This window comes from Citrobacter sp. CK191 (assembly GCF_030333435.1).
GTDB lineage: Bacteria > Pseudomonadota > Gammaproteobacteria > Enterobacterales > Enterobacteriaceae > Citrobacter_B > Citrobacter_B koseri.
Map to the genome: position 1 here is coordinate 19,836 of NZ_JAOWFX010000034.1, position 23,802 is coordinate 43,637.

Consider the following 23,802-nt stretch of genomic DNA (forward strand, 5'->3'; position numbering starts at 1 on the left):
TTTATCGCGTGAGGAAATTTTATTCAAACAAATTATGATGAAGCTTCTGCACGACCTGCTCCGCTTCGGCGCCAGGCACCAGGAAACAGAGGTTATGGCTGGATGCGCCATAGCAAATCATGCGGATGTTGAACGGTTCCAGTACGCCGAACACTTCTTTACCGACGCCGCAGGCTTTAGACAGATCGTTGCCAATCAGCGCGACCAGTGCGAGATTTTCTTCCACTTCTACCCGGCATAGCGCGGAAAGCTCCATCAGCAAAGACTGCGTCAGCAGCGTGTCGCCCGTTGAAGTGGAACCGGTGGTATCCAGCGTCAGCGCCACGCTCACTTCCGAGGTGGTGATTAAATCTACGGAGATATTGTGCCGCGCCAGAATGCCGAACACTTCCGCCAGGAAACCACGCGAATGCAGCATATTCAGGCTGTGCAGCGTTAACAGCGTCTGTTTGCGACGCAGCGCCAGCGCGCGGAAGAGAGGTGGGTTTTGGGTTTTATTGCATACCAGCGTCCCGCCCGCTTTTGGATCCTTACTGGAGCCGACGAAAACCGGGATATCGCTGCGTACGGCGGGCAGCAGCGTTGCAGGGTGCAGCACCTTCGCGCCAAAGGTCGCCATTTCCGCCGCTTCTTCAAAGGCGATTTCATCGATACGCTGCGCGGCAGGCACCACGCGCGGGTCGGTGGTGTAGATGCCCGGCACATCCGTCCAGATATCGACGCGCGCCGCGTGCAGCGCTTCTGCAAGCAGCGCCGCCGTGTAGTCGCTGCCGCCGCGTCCCAGCGTCGTTGTGCGGCCTTTGCTTTCGCTGCCGATAAAGCCCTGGGTGATGACCAGACCCTCTGCCAGGCGTGGGGCAAGCTGTAGCGTGGCCAGCTCCGACAGCGCTGCGATATCCGGTTCCGCGCGGCCAAAACGATCGCTGGTGCGCATCACCTTACGCACGTCAAACCACTGCGCCTGAATATTGCGCTCGCGCAGGATCTCCACAAACAGCAGGGTGGACATCAGCTCGCCGTGACTCACCAGCTCGTCGGTCAGGGCCATTGACGTCGCCAGTGAAGCCGCTTCGGCAAGCGTGGTGATGTTTTCCAGCAGACGCTCGATCTCTTCGCGGATAACGTTCGGGTAACGCAGACGCTCCAGAATATCGAACTGAATTTTACGAATGGCGTCGAGTTTTTCGAAGCGCTCTGGCGGTTCCAGCCCTTCTGCCAGCGCTACCAGCAGATTGGTGACGCCCGCAGAGGCGGAAAGCACCACTAAGCGTGCGTTAGCATCGGAAAGCACCACGTCGGCGCTACGGTTCATGGCGTCAAAATCGGCGACGCTGGTTCCGCCAAATTTGGCGACGACGAGCGGGGAAACAGCAGTTGTCATATCAACCTCGTGTCAGGGAATGAAAAAAGCGACCATGGCACAAGGGCAGAACAGAAACCGGTGCAGGCGCAAATACCGTATTTATAAATAAAATGTGTGGCTGGGACTGTCAACGCCGGGATTATGCGGATTTTTTATGCTGTCCTGGCCCTCAGTAACAGTGCTTATAACGACTATACCCGTCATACTTCAAGTTGCAGATGTGTTGGCTGCACTCAGAAACCCCAGTCACATAGTTATCTATGCTCCTGGGGATTTCTTCCCTTGCCGCCTTCCTGCAACTCGAATTATTTAGGGTATATACTTTTCGCTGCTTTTTATCCGCGTTTGATTCGCGTTCGGGCTAACGGCACTAAAACAATCACACTTTTTTGTGACTGGCGTTACAATCGATCTCAGTCACAATTCTCAAATCAGAAGAGTATTGCTAATGAAAAACATCAATCCGACGCAGACTTCTGCCTGGCAGGCACTACAAAAACACTACGACGACATGAAGGACGTTACTATCGCGGATCTTTTCGCGAAAGATAGCGACCGTTTTACCCGATTTTCCGCGACGTTTGACGATTTGATGCTGGTGGATTTCTCCAAAAACCGCATCACCGAAGAGACGCTGGCGAAATTGCAGGATCTGGCGAAAGAGACCGATCTGGCCGGTGCGATTAAGTCCATGTTCTCTGGCGAAAAAATCAACCGTACCGAAGACCGTGCCGTGCTGCACGTTGCGCTGCGTAACCGTAGCAATACCCCGATTATCGTTGACGGCAAAGATGTGATGCCGGAAGTGAATGCGGTGCTGGAGAAGATGAAAGCCTTCTCTGAAGCGATTATTTCAGGTCAATGGAAAGGTTACACCGGTAAAGCGATCACTGACGTGGTCAACATCGGTATCGGTGGTTCCGACCTGGGGCCGTTCATGGTGACTGAAGCGCTGCGCCCGTACAAAAACCATCTGAATATGCACTTTGTGTCTAACGTCGATGGCACCCACATCGCCGAAGTGCTGAAGAAAGTAAACCCGGAAACCACTCTGTTCCTGGTGGCGTCTAAAACCTTCACAACGCAGGAAACCATGACCAACGCCCACAGCGCGCGCGACTGGTTCCTGAGCACCGCGAATGATGAAAAACACGTCGCGAAACACTTTGCGGCGCTTTCCACCAATGCGAAAGCGGTGGGTGAGTTTGGTATCGACACCGCCAACATGTTCGAGTTCTGGGACTGGGTCGGCGGTCGTTACTCTCTGTGGTCGGCGATTGGCCTGTCTATCATCCTGTCTGTCGGCTTTGACAACTTCGTTGAATTGCTGTCCGGCGCGCATGCGATGGATAAACACTTCTCCACAACACCGGCTGAGAAAAACCTGCCGGTGCTGCTGGCGCTGATCGGTATCTGGTACAACAACTTCTTTGGCGCAGAAACCGAAGCGATTCTGCCGTACGACCAGTATATGCACCGTTTTGCGGCCTACTTCCAGCAGGGCAATATGGAGTCCAACGGCAAGTATGTTGACCGTAACGGCAATGCCGTAGACTACCAGACTGGCCCAATCATCTGGGGTGAACCGGGCACCAACGGCCAGCACGCGTTCTACCAGCTGATTCACCAGGGGACGAAGATGGTGCCTTGCGACTTTATCGCCCCGGCGATAACCCATAACCCGTTGTCCGATCACCATCAGAAACTGCTGTCTAACTTCTTCGCTCAGACCGAAGCGCTGGCGTTCGGCAAATCCCGCGAGGTGGTTGAGCAGGAATATCGCGATCAGGGGAAAGATCCGTCTCAGCTTGAGCATGTGGTGCCGTTCAAAGTGTTCGAAGGCAACCGCCCGACGAACTCCATCCTGCTGCGTGAAATCACGCCGTTTAGCCTGGGGGCGTTGATTGCGCTGTATGAGCACAAAATCTTCACTCAGGGCGCGATCCTGAACATCTTCACCTTCGACCAGTGGGGCGTTGAGCTGGGCAAACAGCTGGCTAACCGTATCCTGCCGGAACTGGGTGATGATAAAGCGATTTCCAGCCATGACAGTTCAACTAACGGTCTGATTAACCGTTATAAAGCATGGCGTGCCTGATGGCGTAACGCCCGGTGGCGCTACGCTTACCGGGCCTACAAACGGCGCGTCCTGTAGGCCGGATAAGGCGTTCCGCCGCCATCCGGCAGAAAAGTGATATATCTGTAATTAGAGCCGATATTATTATCGGCTTTTTTTATAAGATAATTCCGGTTGTCTGTGCTATTCCGCAAAAATTTATATTGAGCTTAATCCTAAAATAATGAATAACCCGTAAGTTACTCGGTGTTATTTTCAGAGTATACGGATAATAAATATTGCATTGTTTTATTTTAATATGATGTTTTTAAAAGATATTTAATTAGCATATAAATGCCATTCCAGCCAAAAGTTTAATTATCCTAAAACCGTCTCGCTATTTAGACCTGTCGCAATCCACATGCTTTAGTTGTGTATACTCGATCCCGCCTGAATCGTTTTTCGGGTAAATCTCCATTCATTCAATGAAGGGATATTGTGATGAAAAAAGCTCTGTATGGCATTTTTGCCATATCTGCGCTTGCGGCGACTTCTGTCTGGGCCGCCCCCGTTCAGGTGGGTGAAGCAGCAGGGTCGGCGGCGACGTCGGTATCCGCGGGAAGTTCCTCCGCGACCAGCGTCAGCACCGTAAGCTCGGCGGTGGGCGTCGCTCTGGCGGCGACCGGCGGTGGCGATGGTTCTAATACCGGAACCACTACCACCACAACCACCAGTACCCAGTAACACCGGTACGTTTAATCATAACCACACTTCGGTGTGGTTATTTTAGCTTGCCTGAGCCTGTGGGACTTCCTGGCCGGGGCCACCCGGCAATAATGCGGAGAAGAGTCGTGAAGCGACCTGGAATTATCATCATTTGCCTGCTGTTACAGGCTTGCTCAGCCACCACTAAAGGTCTGGGTAATTCGCTGTGGGACAGTCTGTTCGGTACGCCGGGCGTACAACTGACGGACGATGACATTCAAAACATGCCTTATGCCAGCCAGTACATGCAACTCAATGGCGGGCCGCAGCTGTTTGTGGTGCTCGCTTTCGCAGAGAACGGGCAGCAGAAATGGGTGACGCAGGATCAGGCCACCATCGTGACCCAGCATGGCCGCCTGATTAAAACCCTGCTCGGCGGCGACAATCTGATCGGTGTGAACAATCTGGCGGCTGACCCATTGGCCAGACCGACACAAATCGTAGATGGCGCAACGTGGACGCGCACGATGGGCTGGACGGAACATAAACAGGTGCGTTACGCCACCGCCCGCTCGGTCTTCAAATGGGATGGCGCTGACAGCATTAAGGTCGGTAGCGATGTAACCGCCGTTCGCGTACTGGATGAAGAGGTTACAACCGACCAGGCGCGCTGGCATAACCGCTACTGGATCGACAGCGAAGGGCAAATCCGCCAGTCGGAGCAGTATCTGGGGGCGGACTACTTCCCGGTGAAAACCACGCTCATTAAGGCGGCAAAACAATGATGAAACAGACCATTGCAGCGCTGGCCTTGAGTTTGTGCGCTTCCTCATCTTTTGCCGCAGGCACCGTGAAGGTGTTTGCCGCAGGCAGCACTGAACCGAAGACGCTCACCGGCGCGGAACATCTGATCGATCTGGTCGGGCAGCCGAGACTGGCGAACAGCTGGTGGCCTGGCGCGGTTATCAGCGAAGAGCGGGCTACCGCCACGGCGCAGCGCCAGCAGCAGGAATTATTGGGCCGCCTGGCTGCGTTTGGCGCAGAGAAAAGCGGCGATGACGCCGCCGCAATCAATACGCTGCGCCAGCAGGTGCAGACATTAAAAGTGACTGGCAGACAGCTCGTTAACCTTGACCCGGATACCGTGCGCGTCAGCGAACGGGGCAATCCGCCGTTGCAGGGCCATTACACGCTGTGGGTTGGCGGGCAGCCGACAGATATTACGCTGTTTGGATTGGTTAGCCAGCCGGGTAAACGGCCCTTCAGCCCGGGGCGGGACGTGGCCAGTTACCTTGATGAGCAAAGCCTGCTCAGCGGGGCGGATCGCAGCTATGCGTGGGTTGTCTATCCCGACGGACGCACGCAGAAAGCGCCGGTCGCTTACTGGAACAAGCGTCACGTTGAGCCGATGCCAGGCAGCATCATTTTTGTCGGTCTTACGGATTCTCTATGGAGCAACACGCCGGATGCGCTTAACGCCGACATTCTTCGTACTCTGACGCAGCGGATACCCGAATAATGAAAAAAACACATCTGCTCAGCTTACTGGCGCTGGGCATCAGCGCAGCCTGCCATGCCGAAACATATCCGGCCCCCATTGGGCCGTCACAATCTGACTTCGGCGGCGTGGGGCTGCTGCAAACGCCAACGGCGCGAATGGCGCGGGAAGGGGAGATGAGCCTGAACTATCGTGATAACGATCAGTATCGCTACTACTCCGCGTCGATACAGTTGTTCCCGTGGCTGGAAACCACGCTGCGCTATACCGACGTGCGTACCAGACAATACAGCAGCGTGGAGTCGTTTTCCGGCAACCAGACCTACAAAGACAAAGCCTTCGACCTGAAACTGCGGTTATGGGAAGAGAGCTACTGGATGCCGCAGGTGGCGGTCGGCGCAAGGGATATCGGCGGGACGGGGCTGTTCGATGCGGAATACATCGTGGCGAACAAAGCCTGGGGGCCGTTTGATTTCTCGCTCGGTCTTGGCTGGGGTTATCTGGGCACCAGCGGCAACGTGAGCAATCCGTTTTGCTCATACAGCGATAAATTCTGTCACCGCGATAACAGTTATAAACAGGCCGGTTCCGTCAACGGCAGCGATATGTTCCACGGGCCAGCGTCGCTGTTTGGCGGGGTGGAGTATCAAACGCCCTGGCAGCCGCTGCGCCTGAAACTGGAGTATGAAGGCAACAATTATCAGCAGGATTTCGCGGGTAAGCTGGAGCAGAAGAGCAAGTTTAACGTCGGCGCCATTTACCGCGTCACCGATTGGGCCGACGTTAACCTCAGCTATGAACGCGGCAACACCTTCATGTTTGGCGTGACGCTGCGGACAAACTTCAACGATTTGCGCCCATCGTATAACGATAACGCGCGACCGAAATATCAGCCTGAACCGCAGGACGCCATCCTGCAACACTCGGTCGTCGCTAACCAGTTGACGCTGCTGAAATACAACGCCGGACTGGCGGACCCTAAAATTCAGGTGAAAGGCGATACGCTGTACGTCACCGGCGAGCAGGTGAAATACCGTGACTCGCGGGAAGGGATCGAACGCGCGAATCGGATCGTCATGAACGATCTGCCAGAAGGGGTTCGCACGATCCGCGTGACGGAAAACCGTCTCAATATGCCGCAGGTCACTACGGAAACCGATGTCGCCAGCCTGAAACGCCATTTGGAAGGTGAGCCATTAGGACACGAGACCCCACTGGCGCAAAAACGTGTGGAGCCGATCGTGCCGGAAGCAACCGAGCAGGGTTGGTATATCGATAAATCGCGCTTTGATTTCCATATCGATCCGGTGTTGAACCAGTCTGTCGGCGGCCCGGAAAATTTCTATATGTACCAGCTTGGCGTGATGGGGACGGCGGATTTGTGGGTAACGGATCATCTGCTTACCACCGGCAGTTTGTTTGCCAATATCGCCAACAATTACGACAAATTTAACTACACCAATCCACCGAACGATTCGCATCTTCCGCGTGTGCGTACCCATGTGCGCGAATATGTGCAGAACGATATCTATGTGAATAACCTGCAAGCCAACTACTTCCAGTACCTCGGCAACGGTTTCTACGGCCAGGTTTACGGCGGTTATCTGGAGACCATGTACGGCGGCGCAGGGGCGGAAGTGCTGTATCGCCCGGTCGACAGCAACTGGGCGTTTGGTCTTGACGCTAACTACGTGAAACAGCGTGACTGGCGTAGCGCGCAGGATATGATGAAATTCACCGATTACAGCGTGAAAACCGGCCACTTGACCGCCTACTGGACGCCGTCGTTTGCTCAGGATGTGCTGGTGAAAGCGAGCGTCGGTCAATATCTGGCTGGCGACAAGGGCGGTACGCTGGAAATCGCGAAACGTTTTGACAGCGGCGTGGTGGTTGGCGGCTATGCCACGATCACCGATGTGTCGCCGGACGAGTACGGGGAAGGGGATTTCACCAAAGGCGTGTACGTGTCGGTGCCGTTGGATCTCTTCTCGTCCAGCCCAACCCGCAGCCGCGCAGCGATTGGCTGGACGCCGCTGACGCGTGACGGCGGTCAGCAGCTTGGCCGGAAGTTTGGTCTGTACGATATGACCAGCGACCGCAACGTGAATTTCCGCTGATCGAGCCGTTTACGCCGCCATCCGGCAATTTACAGGCGACGCAATAATTTTGCCGGGTTTCCGGCATATACGCCTTTCTCGGTGATCGATTTAGTGACCACGCTTCCCGCGCCGATCACTGTGCCGTCGCAAATGCTGACGGCCAGGATGGTCGCGCCGCTGCCGATGGAAACATTGCTGCCGATCTCAATTCGCCCCCAGTTCTGCCTGTTCGGGTCAGGCTTTCCTTCACGAAACATGTCGTTAGCGAACATTACGCCGTGGCCGATAAAGCAATCGCGTCCAATCGTGACATATTCGCAAACAAACGTATGGGACTGAATTTTTGTGTTTGCGCCAATCTGTGTATTGCCCTGTATTTCGACAAAAGGTCCGATGAAAACATTGTCGCCAAGCTGGCAGTCGTACAGGTTTGCGGGCTCATAAATCACCACATTTTCACCGCAGGTGACGTTGCGGACGGTAGCGTGTTTTAACTGCATTTTCCCTTCTCTTTGAAACATGCCGTGACAGAGATCATTCTCCGCTGACCTTTGCTGCACAAAACATAAACAAAAAATATAGATCTCCGTCACATTTTTGCGTTATACAGGAACCTTGCTACTGAGAAAGAGGGTGCTGCTATGACGTCACTATCTCGTCCACGCGTGGAGTTTATCTCCACGATCCTACAGACCGTGCTGAATCTTGGGCTGTTAAGTCTGGGCCTGATCCTGGTCGTTTTCCTCGGTAAAGAGACCTTACATCTGGCGGATGTGCTGTTCGCGCCGGAGCAAACCAGCAAATACGAGCTGGTGGAAGGGCTGGTGGTCTACTTTCTCTACTTTGAGTTTATTGCGTTGATTGTGAAGTATTTCCAGTCAGGTTTTCATTTCCCGCTGCGCTACTTTGTCTATATCGGGATCACCGCGATTGTGCGCCTGATCATCGTCGATCATAAATCGCCGATGGATGTGCTGATCTACTCTGCGGCGATCCTGTTATTGGTGATCACCCTGTGGTTATGTAATTCGAAACGGTTAAAACGGGAATAAAAAAAGGCGCTCCGAGGAGCGCCGAAGAACAGTCACAAGTTGGGATAATATAAGTTGAGGGTTGCAGTGGCATTGCCCGTTTCCGGGCAGGTACATCAATGAAACTTAGCCTTTCACACCGCCTGCCGTCAGGCCGTTGACCAGCCAACGCTGGGCCAGCAGGAACACCAGCGTGATCGGGATGGCGGACAACACGGCTGCGGCGGCAAAATCGCCCCACAGATAGTTTTGCGGGTTGAGGTACTGCTGCATACCTACCGCCAGGGTATAGCTGTTTACATCACGCAGTAACAGCGAGGCGACAGGAACTTCAGTGATGGCGGCAATGAACGACAGAATAAAGACCACCGCCAGAATCGGCACCGAGAGCGGCAGCAGCACCAGGCGGAAAGCCTGCCACGGCGTCGCGCCATCCAGCGCCGCCGCTTCTTCCAGCGAACCGTCGATGGTTTCGAAATAGCCTTTAATCGTCCAGACGTGCAGCGCAATCCCGCCCAGGTAAGCGAAAATCACCCCCCCGTGGGTATTCAGACCGATAAACGGAATGTACTGGCCGAGACGGTCGAACAACGCGTACAACGCCACCAGTGACAGTACCGCCGGGAACATCTGGAAAATCAGCATCCCTTTGAGCAACGTCGCTTTGCCGGGAAAGCGCATACGGGCAAACGCGTAAGCGCAGGTCGTAGAGAGCGCCACGATGCCAATGGCGGTGATCGCCGCGACTTTGATCGAGTTCCACAGCCATAACAGAACCGGGAAGGGGGGCGGCGTGACACGGCCATCAGCGTGTTCCACGCTGAAGCCCAATGCCAGCCGCCAGTGCTCCCAGGAGATGCGTTCCGGGATCAGGCTCCCGGTTGCGAAGTTGCCTTCACGCAGCGAAATGGCGATGACCATCAGCAGCGGGAACATGATTGCCGCGATAAAAATCAGCAGCCCTAAGTGCGTGATGAAGAGACGCAGCTTTTGAGATTTGGGTTGAACCATTGCCATTGTTGTTATCTCCCTTAATCAAACTTCATACGCGTGGCTTTCAGGTTCACGATGGCCAGCGCGCCAACCAGCAGGAAGATCAGCGTGGCGATCGCGGCCGCCAGACCGAAGTCCTGGCCCCCGCCGCCTTCAAAGGCGATGCGGTAGGTGTAGCTCACGAGCAGGTCGGTATAACCGGCTGGCGTAGTGGTGCCGAGGCGGTCCGGGCCGCCGTTAGTCAGAAGCTGAATCAGTACGAAGTTGTTAAAGTTAAAGGCAAAGCTGGCGATCATCAGCGGCGTCAGCGGCTTAATCAGCAGCGGGAATGTAATCTTAAAGAAGTTCTGGAACGGCCCCGCGCCGTCCATTGCCGACGCTTCGTACAGATCGTCTGGAATCGCTTTCAGCAGGCCCATGCAGAGGATCATCATGTACGGATAGCCCAGCCAGGTGTTGACGATAATGACCATCGTGCGGGCGGTGTTCGGGTCGCTGAACCAGGCCGGTTTGAGGCCAAACAGCGCGCTCAGCATCATGTTGATCTCACCAAAGCTCTGGTTGAACAAACCTTTGAAGATCAGAATCGAGATGAACGACGGCACCGCATACGGCAGAATCAGCAGCACGCGGTAAATCGCTTTACCTTTCAGCGCTTCCCACTGTACGAGGCAGGCCAGCACCATCCCAACCGCCACGGTCAGCAGCACGGTGAGAACTGAGAACACCACGGTCCAGACGAAGATCGCGAAGAACGGTTTCTGGATGCCCTCGTCAGTAAAGACGCGGGAGAAATTGTCCCAGCCGATGGTCACGGTGTAGCCTGGGCTCAGTTTTTCGTCGCCCCAGTTGCCGTCCGCGTTGATGGCCTGATAGTAGCCAATATCGTTGTTTGGCCGATACGCCACGCCGCTCTGGTTATTTGTCAGCGTGCCGTCGCTGGCGAGGGTATAGAGCGGCTGGGTGCCGGAAAACTGGCGCAGCGAGCTCATGATGACCTTGCTTTCATCGGGTAAAACAGCGGTAAGCTGGTTCAGCGCCTGACGATTTTGGGTGATGATGCGCAGGTTGGCGCGTTCACCGGCCGGCAGCGCGTCAGCCTCTTTCAGTTGCAGTTTTTGTTCGCCGCCGAATTTAAAGGCGTCGGAGAGATAATTCTTGCCGGTTTCGCCGTCGGTGAGGGCCAGTTGCCACTCGTCACCCGCCGGATACAGGCCAAAGTTATAGGTTTTGCCCGCCTGATAAGAACGATCCATCAGCACCTGCTGGGCGCGTTCAAAGGTGAGCTGGTTGGTGCTGCTGTAGTTGGTAAAGGCGATGGCGATAGTGCAGACCAGCGGGAACAGGACAAACAGCCCCATACCGGCCATGCCCGGATAAACATAACGCCAGGCATAAGTTTTACGATTCGCGAAAATATACAGGCCAGCAGAGCTTAAAATCAGCGTCATGATGGCAAACAGGTACTCCCCTTGTGCGTACATTAAAACTACAAGGTAACCCACCAGCAGGCCCAGCAGACCAATCGCTGACCACTTCAGCGCGTCGCTTCGCCACCAATGTTTCTTTTTAATGACATCCATGGGGATCTTCCTCTACAACTTTGAAATCCTGTAGGTCAGCGTGCCTGATGGCGCTGCGCTTCTCCGGCCTACCTGTTCTGTAGGCCGGATAAGGCATTGATGCCGCCAGCCGGCACACGACCTGAACATTACTTGGTGATACGGCCCTGCGCGTCTTTCAGCGCGGCGTCGACAGTCTGACGACCGCTGGCAGCGTTGATAACTGCCGTACGAACCGCATACCAGAAGGCTGACATCTGCGGAATGTTTGGCATGATTTCGCCTTTCTGGGCGTTATCCATCGTGGCGGCGATACGCGGATCTTTCGCTAACTGATCCTGGAAGGATTTCAGCGCAACCGCGCCCAGCGGTTTGTCCTTGTTCACGACGTCCAGACCCTGATCGGTCAGCAGGTAGTTTTCGAGGAACTCTTTCGCCAGCTCTTTGTTCGGGCTGGCGGCGTTAATGCCCGCGCTCAGCACGCCAACGAACGGTTTAGACGGTTTGCCTTTGAATGTCGGCAGCAGTGTCACGCCGTAATTGATTTTGCTCTTGTCGATGTTTGACCACGCCCACGGACCGTTGATGGTCATCGCCGTTTCGCCTTTGTTAAAGGCGGCTTCCGCGATGGAGTAATCGGTATCGGCGTTCATGTGTTTGTTTTTGATCATATCGACCAGGAAGCCCAGACCGGCTTTCGCCCCTGCGCTGTCTACGCCGACATCTTTCACGTCATACTTACCGTTCTCAAACTTGAACGCGTAACCGCCATCGGCGGCAATCAGCGGCCAGGTGAAGTACGGTTCTTGCAGGTTGAACATCAGCGCGCTCTTACCTTTCGCTTTCAGCTCTTTATCCAACGCCGGGATCTCTTCCCAGGTTTTCGGCGGGTTCGGAACGAGGTCTTTGTTGTAAATCAGGGACAGCGCTTCAACGGCGATTGGGTAGGCGATCAGCTTGCCATTGTAACGCACCGCATCCCAGGTGAACGGATAGAGCTTGTCCTGGAACGCCTGGTCCGGGGTGATCTCAGCCAGCAGGCCAGACTGTGCGTAGCCGCCAAAACGGTCATGCGCCCAGAAGATGATGTCCGGGCCGTCACCGGTGGCCGCAACCTGAGGGAATTTCTCTTCCAGCTTGTCCGGGTGCTCAACGGTGACTTTAATGCCGGTGTCTTGTTCGAATTTTTTGCCCACTTCAGCGAGGCCGTTGTAGCCTTTGTCGCCGTTAATCCAGATAACCAGCTTACCTTCTTCAATCTTGGCGAGAGCCGAGGCGGAAAACATCATCGTCGTCAGTGCGGACAATGCGAGGATGCGTGCGCCAGTTTTGATTTTCATATCTCCCATCCTTTTTGGTGATGTGCTCGTGGATACACAGAGGTGGCTTAACGGTATCTAGTTTCTTTATACGACAACCTCTTTCCATCCTCCTTACCCCTACGCCCCACCCCTTCTTTATGTGATCTGTGTTGCATAAATGTGAGTAATGCGTGTTGGCGCACATAAAAACACCGCGATTTTTGCAGGTGACATCACGAAATTCCTCGGCGGGGCGCGGCACGGGTCTCAGACGCTGCTCCCTCATCCTCCCGCCTCCTCCCCCATAAAAAAGCCGGGGGGTGGAGGATTTACGCAATCAAGGGATCACGCATAGTCAGGCCATCATGAATGTTGCTGTCGATGACAGGTTGTAACGAAGGGAGAAGGGCATGGCGAGCGTACAGCTACGAAATGTAACGAAAGCCTGGGGTGACGTGGTGGTATCGAAAGATATCAATCTCGACATTCACGAAGGGGAATTCGTGGTGTTTGTCGGACCGTCAGGCTGCGGGAAATCGACCTTGCTGCGTATGATCGCCGGACTTGAAACCATCACCAGCGGAGATCTGTTCATTGGGGAAGCCCGTATGAACGACATCCCGCCCGCCGAACGCGGCGTGGGGATGGTTTTCCAGTCCTATGCGCTCTACCCCCACCTGTCCGTGGCAGAAAACATGTCTTTTGGTTTGAAGCTGGCGGGGGCCAAAAAAGAGGTGATGAATCAGCGTGTGAATCAGGTGGCGGAAGTGCTGCAACTGGCGCACCTGCTGGAGCGCAAGCCGAAAGCGCTCTCCGGCGGCCAGCGCCAGCGCGTGGCGATAGGCCGCACGCTGGTGGCGGAACCGCGCGTGTTCCTGCTTGATGAGCCGCTGTCTAACCTTGATGCCGCTCTGCGCGTGCAGATGCGTATCGAAATCTCCCGCCTGCATAAGCGTCTGGGCCGCACGATGATTTACGTCACCCACGATCAGGTCGAAGCGATGACGCTGGCCGACAAAATCGTGGTGCTGGATGCCGGCCGCGTGGCGCAGGTCGGTAAGCCGCTGGAGCTGTACCACTATCCGGCGGATCGCTTCGTCGCGGGCTTTATCGGTTCCCCGAAAATGAACTTCCTGCCGGTGAAAGTCACCGCGACCGCTATCGAGCAGGTGCAGGTTGAGCTGCCGAACCGCCAGAACGTCTGGCTGCCGGTAGAAAGCAACGGCGTTCAGGTCGGGGCAAATATGTCGTTAGGTATTCGTCCAGAGCATCTGCTGCCCAGCGACATCGCCGATGTCACCCTGGAAGGCGAGGTTCAGGTCGTCGAACAACTTGGTCACGAAACACAAATTCATATCCAGATCCCCGCCATTCGTCAAAACCTGGTTTACCGCCAGAACGACGTGGTGTTGGTAGAAGAGGGTGCCACATTCGCTATCGGTCTGCCGCCAGAGCGTTGCCATCTGTTCCGTGAAGATGGTTCCGCATGCCGTCGGCTGCATAAGGAGCCAGGCGTTTAAGGTCCCCATTAAAAAAACAAAACGCAAAACCATTCGAGGATGCATCAAGGCGGCAAGTGAAAAAACACCGCCAACAAAGAGGCAGTCCGAAGGGGGACGCGTTTAAAGAAAAGCAATGATCTCAGGAGATAGAATAATGATTACTCTGCGCAAACTTCCTCTGGCGGTTGCCGTCGCAGCAGGCGTTATGTCTGCTCAGGCAATGGCAGTGGATTTCCATGGTTATGCTCGTTCCGGTATCGGCTGGACGGGTAGTGGCGGCGAACAACAATGTTTCCAGGCAACTGGCGCTCAAAGTAAATACCGTCTTGGTAACGAATGTGAAACCTATGCGGAATTGAAACTGGGTCAGGAAGTGTGGAAAGAAGGCGACAAGAGCTTCTATTTCGACACTAACGTGGCCTACTCCGTAGCGCAACAGAATGACTGGGAAGCAACCGATCCGGCGTTCCGTGAAGCCAACGTGCAGGGTAAAAACCTGATTGACTGGCTGCCAGGCTCCACCATCTGGGCGGGTAAGCGCTTCTATCAGCGTCATGACGTTCACATGATCGACTTCTACTACTGGGATATTTCTGGTCCTGGTGCGGGTATCGAAAACATCGACCTGGGCTTCGGTAAACTGTCTCTGGCAGCGACCCGCTCTCAGGAAGCCGGTGGTTCCTACACCTTCAGCAGCCAGGATATTTACAACTCTTCTAAAGACACCGCCAACGACGTCTTCGACGTGCGTTTAGCCGGTCTGGAAACGAACCCGGACGGCGTGCTGGAACTGGGTGTCGACTATGGTCGCGCAAACACCACTGACGATTATCGCCTGGCTGACGGCGCATCTAAAGACGGCTGGATGTTCACTGCTGAACATACCCAGAGCATGCTGAAGGGCTACAACAAGTTTGTGGTTCAGTACGCCACTGACGCGATGACCACGCAGGGTAAAGGTATTCCTCAGGGTTCTTACGGCTCGACTTTTGATATCGGCGAAGGCGACGATCAGCTCCATTATGTCGATCGTTACGTCAATAACAACGGTAAGCTGTGGCGTATTCTGGACCACGGGGCGATCTCTCTGGGCGACCGTTGGGACCTGATGTACGTCGGTATGTTCCAGAAACAGGATCTGGATAACGATCTGGGTACTGACTGGTGGACCGTGGGCGTTCGTCCGATGTTCAAATGGACGCCGATCATGAGCACCCTGCTGGAAGTCGGTTACGACAACGTCAAATCTCAGCAGACTGGCGATCGCAACAACCAGTACAAAATCACCCTGGCGCAACAATGGCAGGCTGGCGACAGCATCTGGTCCCGCCCGGCCATCCGTCTCTTCGCAACCTACGCGAAGTGGGATGAGAAATGGGGCTATATCAAAGACGGCGATAACACATTGCGTTATGCCGCATCGAATAACTCCGGCTTCAACACAACCAGCCGTGGCGACAACGATGAGTGGTCCTTCGGCGCCCAGATGGAAATCTGGTGGTAATACGTGACATAACGAGGGGGGCGCAAGTCCCCCGGTAACGAGATGCAGGCCGGATAAGGCGTAGCCGCTATCCGGCATTATCTGCACCGTTTCTCGCGGTTTAGCGCGCTATTGCCTGGCCACCGCTGAACCCGTGCTATCTGAGGTGATAACAATGAAAATGAAGAAAAGTCTCGTCGCCCTTTGTTTATCTGCGGGGTTGCTGGCAAGCGCACCAGGCATCAGCCTGGCGGATGTAAACTATGTTCCGCAAAACACCAGCGCAGCGCCTGCGATTCCGACCGCCGCACTACAACAACTCACCTGGACGCCTGTCGACCAGTCCAGTACGCAGTCCACACAGCTTTCTACCGGTGGTCAGCGGCTTGACGTCGCCGGTATTACAGGCCCGGTTGCCGCGTATAGCGTACCGGCGAACATCGGTGAGCTCACGCTGACATTGAGCAGCGAAGTTAACAAACAAACCAGCGTATTTGCACCGAACGTGCTGATTCTCGACCAGAACCTGACGCCTTCAGCGTTTTTCCCCAGCAGCTACTTTACCTACCAGGCCCCCGGCGTGATGAGCGCGGATCGTCTGGAGGGGGTGATGCGTCTGACGCCCGCGCTGGGCCAGCAGAAGCTGTACGTTCTGGTGTTTACCACCAATAACGATCTCCAGCAGACCACCACGCTGCTTGACCCGGCAAAAGCGTATGCGAAAGGCGTGGGTAATGCCGTCCCGGATATTCCCGATCCGATCGCGCGCCACACGACTGATGGCCTGCTGAAACTGAAAGTGAAAACCAACAGCAGCTCCAGCGTACTGGTTGGCCCGCTGTTTGGTTCTTCCGGTCCGGGACCGGTCACCGTCGGCAATACTGCGGCACCGGCGACCGCCTATACCGCACCAGCCGTTGCCGCGCCAGCGCCTGCCCCGGCGAAGAAAAGCGAGCCCATGCTGAACGACACGGAAAGCTACTTCAACAATGCGATTAAGGACGCGGTAGCGAAAGGTGACGTTGATAAAGCTCTGAAACTGCTTGATGAAGCCGAACGCCTGGGATCGACATCTGCCCGTTCCACGTTTATCAGCAGTGTAAAAGGCAAGGGGTAAGCGTCTCCCCACATTGCTGATTTTGCAACAACTGGTGCGTCTCCTGGCGCACCTTTTTTTTAGCATTCCATGCGAGTTGTTACACTTCTGTTGCGCAACCGATCACTTAATTATGTTTACGCCTCCCGTAATCTCTTTTCTGCGATACAATGCCTTTACGTTATGAAACGGAGAGTACGGCATGTCACACCCTGCGTTAACGCAACTGCGTGCGCTGCGCTATTTTAAAGAGATTCCTGCGCTGGATTCCCGGTTGCTCGACTGGTTACTTCTGGAAGATTCCATGACCAAACGTTTTGAGCAAGAAGGGAAACGGGTAAGCGTGACATTGCTTCGGGAAGCGTTTGTTGGTCCACATGAAGTGGCTGAAGAGGTGGCGCTGCTACCGGTCGAATCCCGCTACTGGTTACGTGAAATTTTGTTATGTGCAGACGGCGAACCCTGGCTTGCCGGGCGTACCGTCGTGCCTGAATCAACGTTGTGCGGCCCTGAGCTGGCCTTACAAAATCTGGGAAAAACGCCGTTAGGGCGCTACCTGTTTACATCATCAACGTTGACCCGAGATTTTATTGAGATTGGTCGTGATGCCGCACTGTGGGGGCGTCGTTCCCGCCTGCGTCTGAGCGGTAAGCCGCTGATGCTTACCGAGCTGTTTTTGCCCGCATCACCGTTGTATTAAGAGGAAAACAAAATGGAGTGGAGTCTGACGCAGAATAAGCTGTTGGCGTTTCACCGCCTGATGCGTACGGATAAGCCAATCGGCGCCTTACTGCTGCTCTGGCCGACATTATGGGCGCTGTGGGTAGCGACGCCGGGAGTGCCGCAACTGTGGATTCTGGCGGTGTTTGTCGCCGGGGTCTGGTTAATGCGCGCCGCCGGTTGCGTGGTCAACGATTATGCCGATCGTAAGTTTGATGGACATGTGAAACGCACGGCCAACCGACCGTTGCCCAGCGGGGCGGTCACGGAGAAAGAGGCGCGCACGCTGTTTGTCGTACTGGTAGCGCTCTCCTTCCTGCTGGTGTTAACGCTGAATACGATGACCATTCTGCTGTCGATTGCGGCGCTGGCGCTGGCGTGGGTCTATCCCTTCATGAAGCGTTACACCCACTTGCCGCAGGTTGTGCTGGGCGCGGCGTTTGGCTGGTCTATTCCTATGGCGTTTGCGGCGGTGAGTGAGTCCGTGCCGCTGAGCTGCTGGCTGATGTTCCTGGCCAATATCCTCTGGGCGGTAGCCTACGACACGCAGTACGCGATGGTTGACCGGGACGACGATCTGAAAATCGGCATTAAATCGACGGCCATTCTGTTCGGGCGACATGACAAACTTATTATCGGGATTTTGCAGATTGCGGTGCTGGCGCTAATGGCGCTGATTGGCTGGCTGAACGGGCTGGGCTGGGGGTATTACTGGTCGGTGCTGGTGGCCGGCGCGCTGTTTGTGTATCAGCAGAAACTGATTGTCGGGCGCGAACGTGAAGCCTGTTTTAAAGCGTTTATGAACAATAACTACGTCGGCCTGGTGCTGTTTTTAGGGCTGGCGATGAGTTACGTTGGCTGAAAAAAAGCCCGGTAGCGCTTACCGGGCCTACATAACATATTGCGCAGAACGTAGGCCGGGTAGGGCGAAGCCGCCACCCGGCTTTTTATTGTCACTCGCCCTGCGTTGCGCTCTCAATGGTCAGACGCACATCCGACGTGATCAAATCGGCCAGCATCTGATACACCTTCATCGTCTGCTCAGGCTCGGCGTCTCCGGTATCGCTGATGTATTTCTCATCACGCAGAGTCAGCACCAGGGAACTGAACACCGCTTTATCGAAGAACTCCGGCGCGTTAATGCCGTGCAGAACGGAAAGACGTTGCGCGACCGTGCGGCTCTCTTTTTCCAGCGTACCGCGGTTGATCGACGGATTCGCGCTCAGCAGCCAGAAGGTGATGGCATAGCGTTGCAGTGTTTCGCGCGCGCCAGCCGCCAGCAGTTGCAGCGTGCGAGAATGTGCCGGATTGATATGCAGCTCATCGTTCTGCACGGCGATCAGCCCCTGACGTTGCATCTCACTGCTCAGCGCGTCAATCACGCTGGCAAGCTCATCGTGTTCCCAGCGCAGGAACAGTTCCGCTTTCAGCATCGGATAGAGCACGTCAACATGCTGCATCAGCGCGTCACGCGAGATGTGGCGGTGCTGAGTAATGATGGCCGCCATCAGGGAAGGCAGAACCAGCATATGCGCGATGTTGTTGCGATAGTAGGTCATCAACACGGCCTGCTCGCGCGGCAGAATGATGATATCGCCGATGGTGTCTTTCTCGACCTCAAACTTGTTCATCTGCAAGGCGTGGTCGATCAGTTCACTGGCGCTCTGCGCAGGAACCGTAGAATCCGCCGCGTACGGCACGTTGCGCAGCAGACTCAGATAGCAGTCGAGCTGTTCAGTCAGTTGCTCACGGGTCAGAGAGCGCTGGCGGGAAGCTAGTAGCGCGGTGCAGCACAGGTTCATGGCGTTGGCCGCGCCGGCGTTGTTAATGCGCACCATCAGATCGGTGGCAATGTTATTCACCGTCGGCGTCAGCCAGGCCGGGCGGATAGACTCGATAGGATCGATGGATTCACGCCACTCCGGCACATGCTGGTTGAGGTAAGTCATCAATGGCATCGGTTCGCCAAAGTTGACGTAGCCCTGGCCCAGATTACGCAGCTTGCTTAAACCGCGCAACATCTGCGGCAGGCTCTCTTTCTCTTTCGTCGCGCCACGCAGCTCTTTGGCGTAAGTGCCCACTTCCATCACATGCTCATAGCCGATGTAGATCGGCACCAGCGTGATAGGACGCGTGCCGCCGCGCAACATTGCCTGAATGGTCATCGACAGCGTGCCGGTTTTCGGGTCGAGCAGACGACCGGTACGCGAGCGACCGCCTTCGACGAAATATTCGACTGAGTAACCACGGCTGAACAGCTCGCCCAGGTATTCACGGAAAACGGTGGAGTAGAGCTTGTTGCCCTTGAAGGTACGACGAATAAAGAACGCGCCCAGACGGCGGAAAATCGGACCCGCCGGCCAGAAGTTCAGGTTGATGCCCGCAGCGATATGCGGCGGCACCAGCCCCTGGTGATACAGCACGTAGGAAAGCAGCATATAGTCCATATGGCTGCGGTGGCAGGGCACATAGACAATTTCATGCCCGTCGTGCGCCAACTGACGAACGCGCTCGGCGTTATGGACGTTAATCCCCTGATAAAGACGGTTCCAGGTAAAGCCCAGAATACGGTCGGTCAGACGGATCATCTCGTAGGAGAAGTTGGCGGCAATCTCTTCCATCAGCGCAATGGCGTTTTGCTGCGCCTTTTCATGGGAGATTTTTTTGCTGCGCGCTTCATCTTCCACGGCGCGAGCGATGGCTTTTGAAGCCAGCAGCTTGTTAAACAGATCCTGACGGGCTGGCAGACGCGGCCCGACCGCCGCCAGACGTTGACGGGCGAAGTGCATACGCGCCACGCGCGCCAGTTTCTGCGCTATTGTCTTGTCAGTGCCGTGTTCGTCAGCCATCCGACGCAAAGACACGGACGGCGAGAAACGAACAAAGCTGTCGCGTCCCAGCCAGGAGACGGCAAAGAATTTCTGCACGCCGTTCAGCATACGTAAAGGCGGGTTCTCTTCTCCTTTTTCGCGCCCCGGAGAGCGGCCAAACATCACCGATACCGGCACCATTTGCACATCCAGATCGGGATTGCTGCGGTGGAGATCGAGATAGTTGTGGAAAAGCTTAATGGACTCTTCTTTTGGCGTGTAATAGGTGAAGACACGCGGCCCGCCGTGAATAAAGACATAACGCGGCAGCAGCGTTCCGTCGATCTCCAGCGGCTCCAGCGGGTCGGGAAGATCGTGCGCCAGACACTGGGCGCGCAGCGTCAGCAGGTCTGCTTTGGAGTTGTACGGCAATACGTACATAATAGGGCGCGATGTATCAAGCCCCAACTCCGGGGCAGGATCTGCCGGAATAGACTTGCTTTTTACCAGCACGCTTAATGGTAAATTCAGTAATTTGTAGTAAATTCGTGGCCAGCCGGACATAAACGATGTAAAGCCTCTGGTTAATAATGCAAATGCGCTGCAAGGATATCAGAAAGTCTGGTGAATTTCTGGTGTATCCCGTCATACTTCGCGCTGCGTTGCCGTCGCCCGAATCATACGGGCCAACGATATAATTTCATTGACGCTAATAATGCAAAAAGGTTCTTTTAATGGCCAATAATACCACTGGATTCACCCGAATCATTAAAGCCGCAGGCTATTCCTGGAAAGGTTTTCGCGCCGCATGGGTCAACGAAGCGGCGTTTCGCCAGGAAAGCATCGCCGTGCTGGCAGGCGTGCTGATTGCCTGCTGGCTGGATGTGGATGCCATTACTCGCGTATTGCTGATTGGTTCCGTGATGCTGGTGATGATTGTTGAAATCCTTAACAGCGCCATTGAAGCTGTTGTTGACCGTATTGGCTCTGAATACCATGAACTCTCCGGCCGCGCGAAGGACATGGGGTCTGCGGCGGTGCTGCTGTCTATTTTCGTCGCGCTGATGACCTGGGGTCTCCTGCTATGGTCACATTTCCGCTAAGGTTTTTTCGATAAAGATTCCATAACAGTATAAAACTCCTGTTTTCTGCGCAGTTTATGGTTCCAAAATCACCTTTAGCTGTATATACTCACAGCATAACTGTATATACACCCAGGGGGCGGAATGAAAGCGTTAACGGCCAGGCAGCAAGAGGTGTTTGATCTCATTCGGGATCACATCAGCCAGACAGGTATGCCACCAACGCGTGCGGAGATCGCGCAGCGTTTGGGGTTCCGTTCCCCAAACGCCGCTGAAGAACACCTGAAAGCGCTGGCGCGTAAAGGGGTGATTGAAATTGTTTCCGGCGCATCGCGCGGTATTCGCCTGCTTCTGGACGAAGAAGAAGGGTTGCCGCTGGTCGGTCGTGTCGCCGCCGGTGAACCGCTGCTGGCGCAGCAGCATATCGAAGGCCATTATCAGGTCGATCCCTCGCTGTTTAAACCCAATGCTGATTTTCTGCTGCGTGTTAGCGGCATGTCGATGAAAGATATTGGAATTATGGACGGCGATCTGCTGGCAGTGCATAAAACTCAGGATGTCCGTAACGGCCAGGTGGTTGTGGCGCGTATTGACGATGAAGTCACGGTAAAACGCCTGAAAAAACAGGGCAATAAAGTTGAACTTTTGCCAGAAAATAGCGAATTTAAACCGATCGTGGTTGACCTGCGTGAGCAGAGCTTCACCATCGAAGGGCTGGCGGTAGGCGTTATCCGTAACGGTGAATGGCTGTAATCAGGCGCTGGCACAACGCCTGATGGCGCTGCGCTTATCAGGCCTACAAATATCCCCGTAGGCCAGATAAGGCATTTACGCCGCCATCCGGTAAATGTGCCCATAGTACCGTAGGCCGGATAAGGCATTTATGCCGCCATCTGGCAAATGTGCCCATAGTACCGTAGGCCGGATACGGCGTTTATGCCGCCATCCGGCAAATGTACCCGTAGTACCGTAGGCCGGATAAGGCATTTATGCCGCCATCCGGCAAATGTGTCCGTAGTACCGTAGGCCGGATAAGGCATTTATGCCGCCATCCGGCGATTAATCGATTGGTTTATTTGACTTTTTCTCAGGCTCATCTGCATGCCTTTCTTCACATCCTCTGATAAAGCACTCTGGCGCCTCGCCTTACCCATGATTTTTTCCAACATCACCGTCCCCTTACTGGGTTTGGTGGATACGGCTGTTATTGGTCATCTCGATAGCCCCGTCTACTTGGGTGGTGTTGCCATTGGCGCAACCGCAACCAGCTTCCTTTTCATGCTGTTGCTCTTCTTACGCATGAGCACTACCGGGTTAACGGCGCAGGCCTTTGGCGCGAAAAATCCGCAAGCGCTGGCGAGAGCGTTGGTGCAACCACTCATCCTGGCGCTGAGCGCGGGGGCGCTGATTGCGCTGCTGCGCACGCCGATTATCGATCTGGCATTGCATATCGTTGGCGGTAGCGAAGCGGTGCTGGAGCAGGCAAGACGCTTTCTGGCGATCCGCTGGCTGAGTGCCCCGGCATCTCTGGCGAATCTGGTTTTGCTTGGTTGGCTGCTTGGCGTTCAGTACGCTCGTGCACCGGTTATCCTGCTGATTGTCGGGAATATCCTGAACATCGTCCTCGACCTGTGGCTGGTTATGGGGCTGCACATGAACGTGCAAGGAGCTGCGCTGGCGACGGTCATCGCTGAATATGCCACGCTGTTAATTGGTCTGCTGATGGTACGCAAAGTCCTTCATCTGCGCGGTGTCTCTCCCGGTATGTTGAAACAAGCCTGGCGCGGGAACTTCCGTCGTTTGCTGGCGCTTAATCGCGACATCATGTTGCGTTCGCTGCTGCTGCAACTCTGTTTTGGCGCAATCACGGTACTGGGCGCCCGTATGGGAAGCGATATCATTGCGGTGAATGCCGTTCTTATGACGTTGTTGACCTTTACTGCCTATGCGCTGGACGGCTTCGCCTATGCGGTAGAAGCCCATTCGGGTCAGGCTTATGGCGCGCGGGACGGCAGCCAGCTACTGGACGTATGGCGGGCGGCGTGTCGCCAGTCGGGAATTGTGGCGCTGCTGTTTGCGCTGGTTTATGTGCTGGCGGGTGAGTACATCATCGCCCTGCTGACTTCGCTGCCGCAGATTCAGCTTCTGGCCGATCGCTATCTTATCTGGCAGGTGATTCTGCCGTTGGTGGGCGTCTGGTGCTATTTGCTGGACGGTATGTTTATCGGGGCGACGCGGGCGGCTGAAATGCGTAACAGCATGGCTGTCGCCGCAGCCGGGTTTGCGCTCACCCTACTGACGATACCGCTGCTGGGGAACCACGGACTGTGGCTTGCGCTAACCGTTTTTCTGGCGCTTCGTGGGCTTTCTCTGGCATTTATCTGGCGGCGACACTGGCGAAAAGGGACCTGGTTTGCCTGAGTCCGGTGGTTAAAAACTCTGAATTAAAAAACGAAGGCCGAATCACTGACTACAATTAATCTCACGTTCAGCAGAAAACG

The 23,802-nt window shown here is 55.1% G+C and carries 20 protein-coding genes; 14 read left to right on the forward strand and 6 right to left on the reverse strand.

Annotated elements, in window-relative coordinates:
* Positions 1 to 19 precede the first annotated feature (19 nt).
* Positions 20 to 1,381, reverse strand: coding sequence for a lysine-sensitive aspartokinase 3 (gene lysC / locus OGV82_RS19850; RefSeq protein WP_047459700.1), 1,362 nt, complete (start codon positions 1,379 to 1,381; stop codon positions 20 to 22).
* 430 nt (positions 1,382 to 1,811) lie between these two features.
* On the opposite strand from lysC, the gene pgi reads away from it, so the two are divergent.
* From pgi to OGV82_RS19875, 5 genes are all read left to right on the forward strand, one after another.
* Positions 1,812 to 3,461 carry a glucose-6-phosphate isomerase gene (gene pgi, locus OGV82_RS19855; RefSeq protein WP_012134663.1) on the forward strand — a complete coding sequence of 550 codons (1,650 nt, stop codon included), beginning with the start codon at positions 1,812 to 1,814 and terminating at the stop codon, positions 3,459 to 3,461.
* A gap of 459 nt (positions 3,462 to 3,920) precedes the next feature.
* Positions 3,921 to 4,163 carry an exopolysaccharide production protein YjbE gene (gene yjbE / locus OGV82_RS19860; RefSeq protein ID WP_012134661.1) on the forward strand — a complete coding sequence of 81 codons (243 nt, stop codon included), beginning with the start codon at positions 3,921 to 3,923 and terminating at the stop codon, positions 4,161 to 4,163.
* 107 nt (positions 4,164 to 4,270) lie between these two features.
* On the forward strand, positions 4,271 to 4,909 hold the full coding sequence (locus OGV82_RS19865; RefSeq protein ID WP_101744390.1) for a YjbF family lipoprotein: 639 nt from the start codon (positions 4,271 to 4,273) through the stop codon (positions 4,907 to 4,909).
* A complete protein-coding gene (locus OGV82_RS19870; protein WP_101744389.1) occupies positions 4,906 to 5,643 on the forward strand; it encodes a capsule biosynthesis GfcC family protein in 738 nt (245 codons plus the stop codon). The genes OGV82_RS19865 and OGV82_RS19870 overlap by 4 nt, the downstream gene beginning before the upstream one ends.
* Positions 5,643 to 7,739: a YjbH domain-containing protein gene (locus tag OGV82_RS19875; RefSeq protein WP_101744388.1), complete on the forward strand. Its 2,097-nt coding sequence runs from the start codon at positions 5,643 to 5,645 to the stop codon at positions 7,737 to 7,739. The genes OGV82_RS19870 and OGV82_RS19875 overlap by 1 nt, the downstream gene beginning before the upstream one ends.
* A gap of 29 nt (positions 7,740 to 7,768) precedes the next feature.
* Here OGV82_RS19875 and OGV82_RS19880 read toward each other — a convergent pair whose 3' ends face one another.
* On the reverse strand, positions 7,769 to 8,221 hold the full coding sequence (locus OGV82_RS19880) for an acyltransferase (protein ID WP_024130839.1): 453 nt from the start codon (positions 8,219 to 8,221) through the stop codon (positions 7,769 to 7,771).
* Between the two features lie 141 nt (positions 8,222 to 8,362).
* Between OGV82_RS19880 and psiE the strand changes: the two genes are divergently transcribed.
* Positions 8,363 to 8,773, forward strand: a complete 411-nt coding sequence (psiE, locus tag OGV82_RS19885; protein ID WP_012907714.1) for a phosphate-starvation-inducible protein PsiE — start codon at positions 8,363 to 8,365, stop codon at positions 8,771 to 8,773.
* 105 nt (positions 8,774 to 8,878) lie between these two features.
* Here psiE and malG read toward each other — a convergent pair whose 3' ends face one another.
* From malG to malE, 3 genes are all read right to left on the reverse strand, one after another.
* Positions 8,879 to 9,769 (reverse strand): maltose ABC transporter permease MalG, encoded by an 891-nt coding sequence (gene malG / locus OGV82_RS19890; RefSeq protein ID WP_047459689.1) that lies wholly within the window; start codon positions 9,767 to 9,769, stop codon positions 8,879 to 8,881.
* Positions 9,770 to 9,783: 14 nt separating this feature from the next.
* Entirely contained in the window at positions 9,784 to 11,328 is a 1,545-nt protein-coding gene (gene malF / locus OGV82_RS19895; RefSeq protein WP_101744387.1) for a maltose ABC transporter permease MalF, read from the reverse strand.
* 128 nt (positions 11,329 to 11,456) lie between these two features.
* Positions 11,457 to 12,647: a maltose/maltodextrin ABC transporter substrate-binding protein MalE gene (gene malE, locus OGV82_RS19900; protein ID WP_049012001.1), complete on the reverse strand. Its 1,191-nt coding sequence runs from the start codon at positions 12,645 to 12,647 to the stop codon at positions 11,457 to 11,459.
* Positions 12,648 to 13,018: 371 nt separating this feature from the next.
* Between malE and malK the strand changes: the two genes are divergently transcribed.
* The 5 genes from malK (at position 13,019) to ubiA (ending at position 18,271) form a co-directional block, all read left to right on the forward strand.
* The gene (gene malK, locus OGV82_RS19905) at positions 13,019 to 14,128 is read left to right on the forward strand and encodes a maltose/maltodextrin ABC transporter ATP-binding protein MalK (RefSeq protein ID WP_012134650.1); all 1,110 of its coding nucleotides are present in this window, start codon (positions 13,019 to 13,021) and stop codon (positions 14,126 to 14,128) included.
* 133 nt (positions 14,129 to 14,261) lie between these two features.
* Positions 14,262 to 15,614 carry a maltoporin gene (locus OGV82_RS19910; RefSeq protein ID WP_024130837.1) on the forward strand — a complete coding sequence of 451 codons (1,353 nt, stop codon included), beginning with the start codon at positions 14,262 to 14,264 and terminating at the stop codon, positions 15,612 to 15,614.
* Positions 15,615 to 15,768: 154 nt separating this feature from the next.
* Complete coding sequence (gene malM, locus OGV82_RS19915; protein WP_012134648.1) at positions 15,769 to 16,710, forward strand: maltose operon protein MalM; 942 nt, start codon at positions 15,769 to 15,771, stop codon at positions 16,708 to 16,710.
* A gap of 181 nt (positions 16,711 to 16,891) precedes the next feature.
* A complete protein-coding gene (gene ubiC / locus OGV82_RS19920) occupies positions 16,892 to 17,389 on the forward strand; it encodes a chorismate lyase (RefSeq protein ID WP_012134646.1) in 498 nt (165 codons plus the stop codon).
* A 12-nt stretch (positions 17,390 to 17,401) separates the two neighbouring features.
* Entirely contained in the window at positions 17,402 to 18,271 is an 870-nt protein-coding gene (gene ubiA, locus OGV82_RS19925; RefSeq protein WP_012134645.1) for a 4-hydroxybenzoate octaprenyltransferase, read from the forward strand.
* A gap of 91 nt (positions 18,272 to 18,362) precedes the next feature.
* Here ubiA and plsB read toward each other — a convergent pair whose 3' ends face one another.
* Positions 18,363 to 20,783: a glycerol-3-phosphate 1-O-acyltransferase PlsB gene (plsB, locus tag OGV82_RS19930; protein WP_047459680.1), complete on the reverse strand. Its 2,421-nt coding sequence runs from the start codon at positions 20,781 to 20,783 to the stop codon at positions 18,363 to 18,365.
* Positions 20,784 to 20,953: 170 nt separating this feature from the next.
* On the opposite strand from plsB, the gene OGV82_RS19935 reads away from it, so the two are divergent.
* The 3 genes from OGV82_RS19935 to dinF all read left to right on the forward strand — a co-directional run bounded on the left by OGV82_RS19935 (position 20,954) and on the right by dinF (position 23,722).
* The gene (locus OGV82_RS19935) at positions 20,954 to 21,322 is read left to right on the forward strand and encodes a diacylglycerol kinase (RefSeq protein ID WP_012134643.1); all 369 of its coding nucleotides are present in this window, start codon (positions 20,954 to 20,956) and stop codon (positions 21,320 to 21,322) included.
* Between the two features lie 123 nt (positions 21,323 to 21,445).
* The gene (gene lexA / locus OGV82_RS19940; protein ID WP_012134642.1) at positions 21,446 to 22,054 is read left to right on the forward strand and encodes a transcriptional repressor LexA; all 609 of its coding nucleotides are present in this window, start codon (positions 21,446 to 21,448) and stop codon (positions 22,052 to 22,054) included.
* Positions 22,055 to 22,402: 348 nt separating this feature from the next.
* Positions 22,403 to 23,722 carry an MATE family efflux transporter DinF gene (gene dinF, locus OGV82_RS19945; RefSeq protein ID WP_047459676.1) on the forward strand — a complete coding sequence of 440 codons (1,320 nt, stop codon included), beginning with the start codon at positions 22,403 to 22,405 and terminating at the stop codon, positions 23,720 to 23,722.
* The last annotated feature ends 80 nt before the right edge of the window (positions 23,723 to 23,802 follow it).

What these genes read in the sequence shown, in the direction of transcription:
- OGV82_RS19935 (WP_012134643.1), top strand. Translation starts at nt 20,954, where the DNA reads ATGGCCAATAATACCACTGGATTCACCCGAATCATTAAAGCCGCAGGC.
- malK (WP_012134650.1), top strand. Translation starts at nt 13,019, where the DNA reads ATGGCGAGCGTACAGCTACGAAATGTAACGAAAGCCTGGGGTGACGTG.
- malG (WP_047459689.1), bottom strand. Translation starts at nt 9,769, where the DNA reads ATGGCAATGGTTCAACCCAAATCTCAAAAGCTGCGTCTCTTCATCACG.
- malE (WP_049012001.1), bottom strand. Translation starts at nt 12,647, where the DNA reads ATGAAAATCAAAACTGGCGCACGCATCCTCGCATTGTCCGCACTGACG.
- psiE (WP_012907714.1), top strand. Translation starts at nt 8,363, where the DNA reads ATGACGTCACTATCTCGTCCACGCGTGGAGTTTATCTCCACGATCCTA.
- yjbE (WP_012134661.1), top strand. Translation starts at nt 3,921, where the DNA reads ATGAAAAAAGCTCTGTATGGCATTTTTGCCATATCTGCGCTTGCGGCG.
- pgi (WP_012134663.1), top strand. Translation starts at nt 1,812, where the DNA reads ATGAAAAACATCAATCCGACGCAGACTTCTGCCTGGCAGGCACTACAA.
- lysC (WP_047459700.1), bottom strand. Translation starts at nt 1,381, where the DNA reads ATGACAACTGCTGTTTCCCCGCTCGTCGTCGCCAAATTTGGCGGAACC.
- malM (WP_012134648.1), top strand. Translation starts at nt 15,769, where the DNA reads ATGAAAATGAAGAAAAGTCTCGTCGCCCTTTGTTTATCTGCGGGGTTG.
- lexA (WP_012134642.1), top strand. Translation starts at nt 21,446, where the DNA reads ATGAAAGCGTTAACGGCCAGGCAGCAAGAGGTGTTTGATCTCATTCGG.
- OGV82_RS19875 (WP_101744388.1), top strand. Translation starts at nt 5,643, where the DNA reads ATGAAAAAAACACATCTGCTCAGCTTACTGGCGCTGGGCATCAGCGCA.
- ubiA (WP_012134645.1), top strand. Translation starts at nt 17,402, where the DNA reads ATGGAGTGGAGTCTGACGCAGAATAAGCTGTTGGCGTTTCACCGCCTG.
- plsB (WP_047459680.1), bottom strand. Translation starts at nt 20,783, where the DNA reads ATGTCCGGCTGGCCACGAATTTACTACAAATTACTGAATTTACCATTA.
- dinF (WP_047459676.1), top strand. Translation starts at nt 22,403, where the DNA reads ATGCCTTTCTTCACATCCTCTGATAAAGCACTCTGGCGCCTCGCCTTA.
- ubiC (WP_012134646.1), top strand. Translation starts at nt 16,892, where the DNA reads ATGTCACACCCTGCGTTAACGCAACTGCGTGCGCTGCGCTATTTTAAA.
- OGV82_RS19870 (WP_101744389.1), top strand. Translation starts at nt 4,906, where the DNA reads ATGATGAAACAGACCATTGCAGCGCTGGCCTTGAGTTTGTGCGCTTCC.
- OGV82_RS19880 (WP_024130839.1), bottom strand. Translation starts at nt 8,221, where the DNA reads ATGCAGTTAAAACACGCTACCGTCCGCAACGTCACCTGCGGTGAAAAT.
- malF (WP_101744387.1), bottom strand. Translation starts at nt 11,328, where the DNA reads ATGGATGTCATTAAAAAGAAACATTGGTGGCGAAGCGACGCGCTGAAG.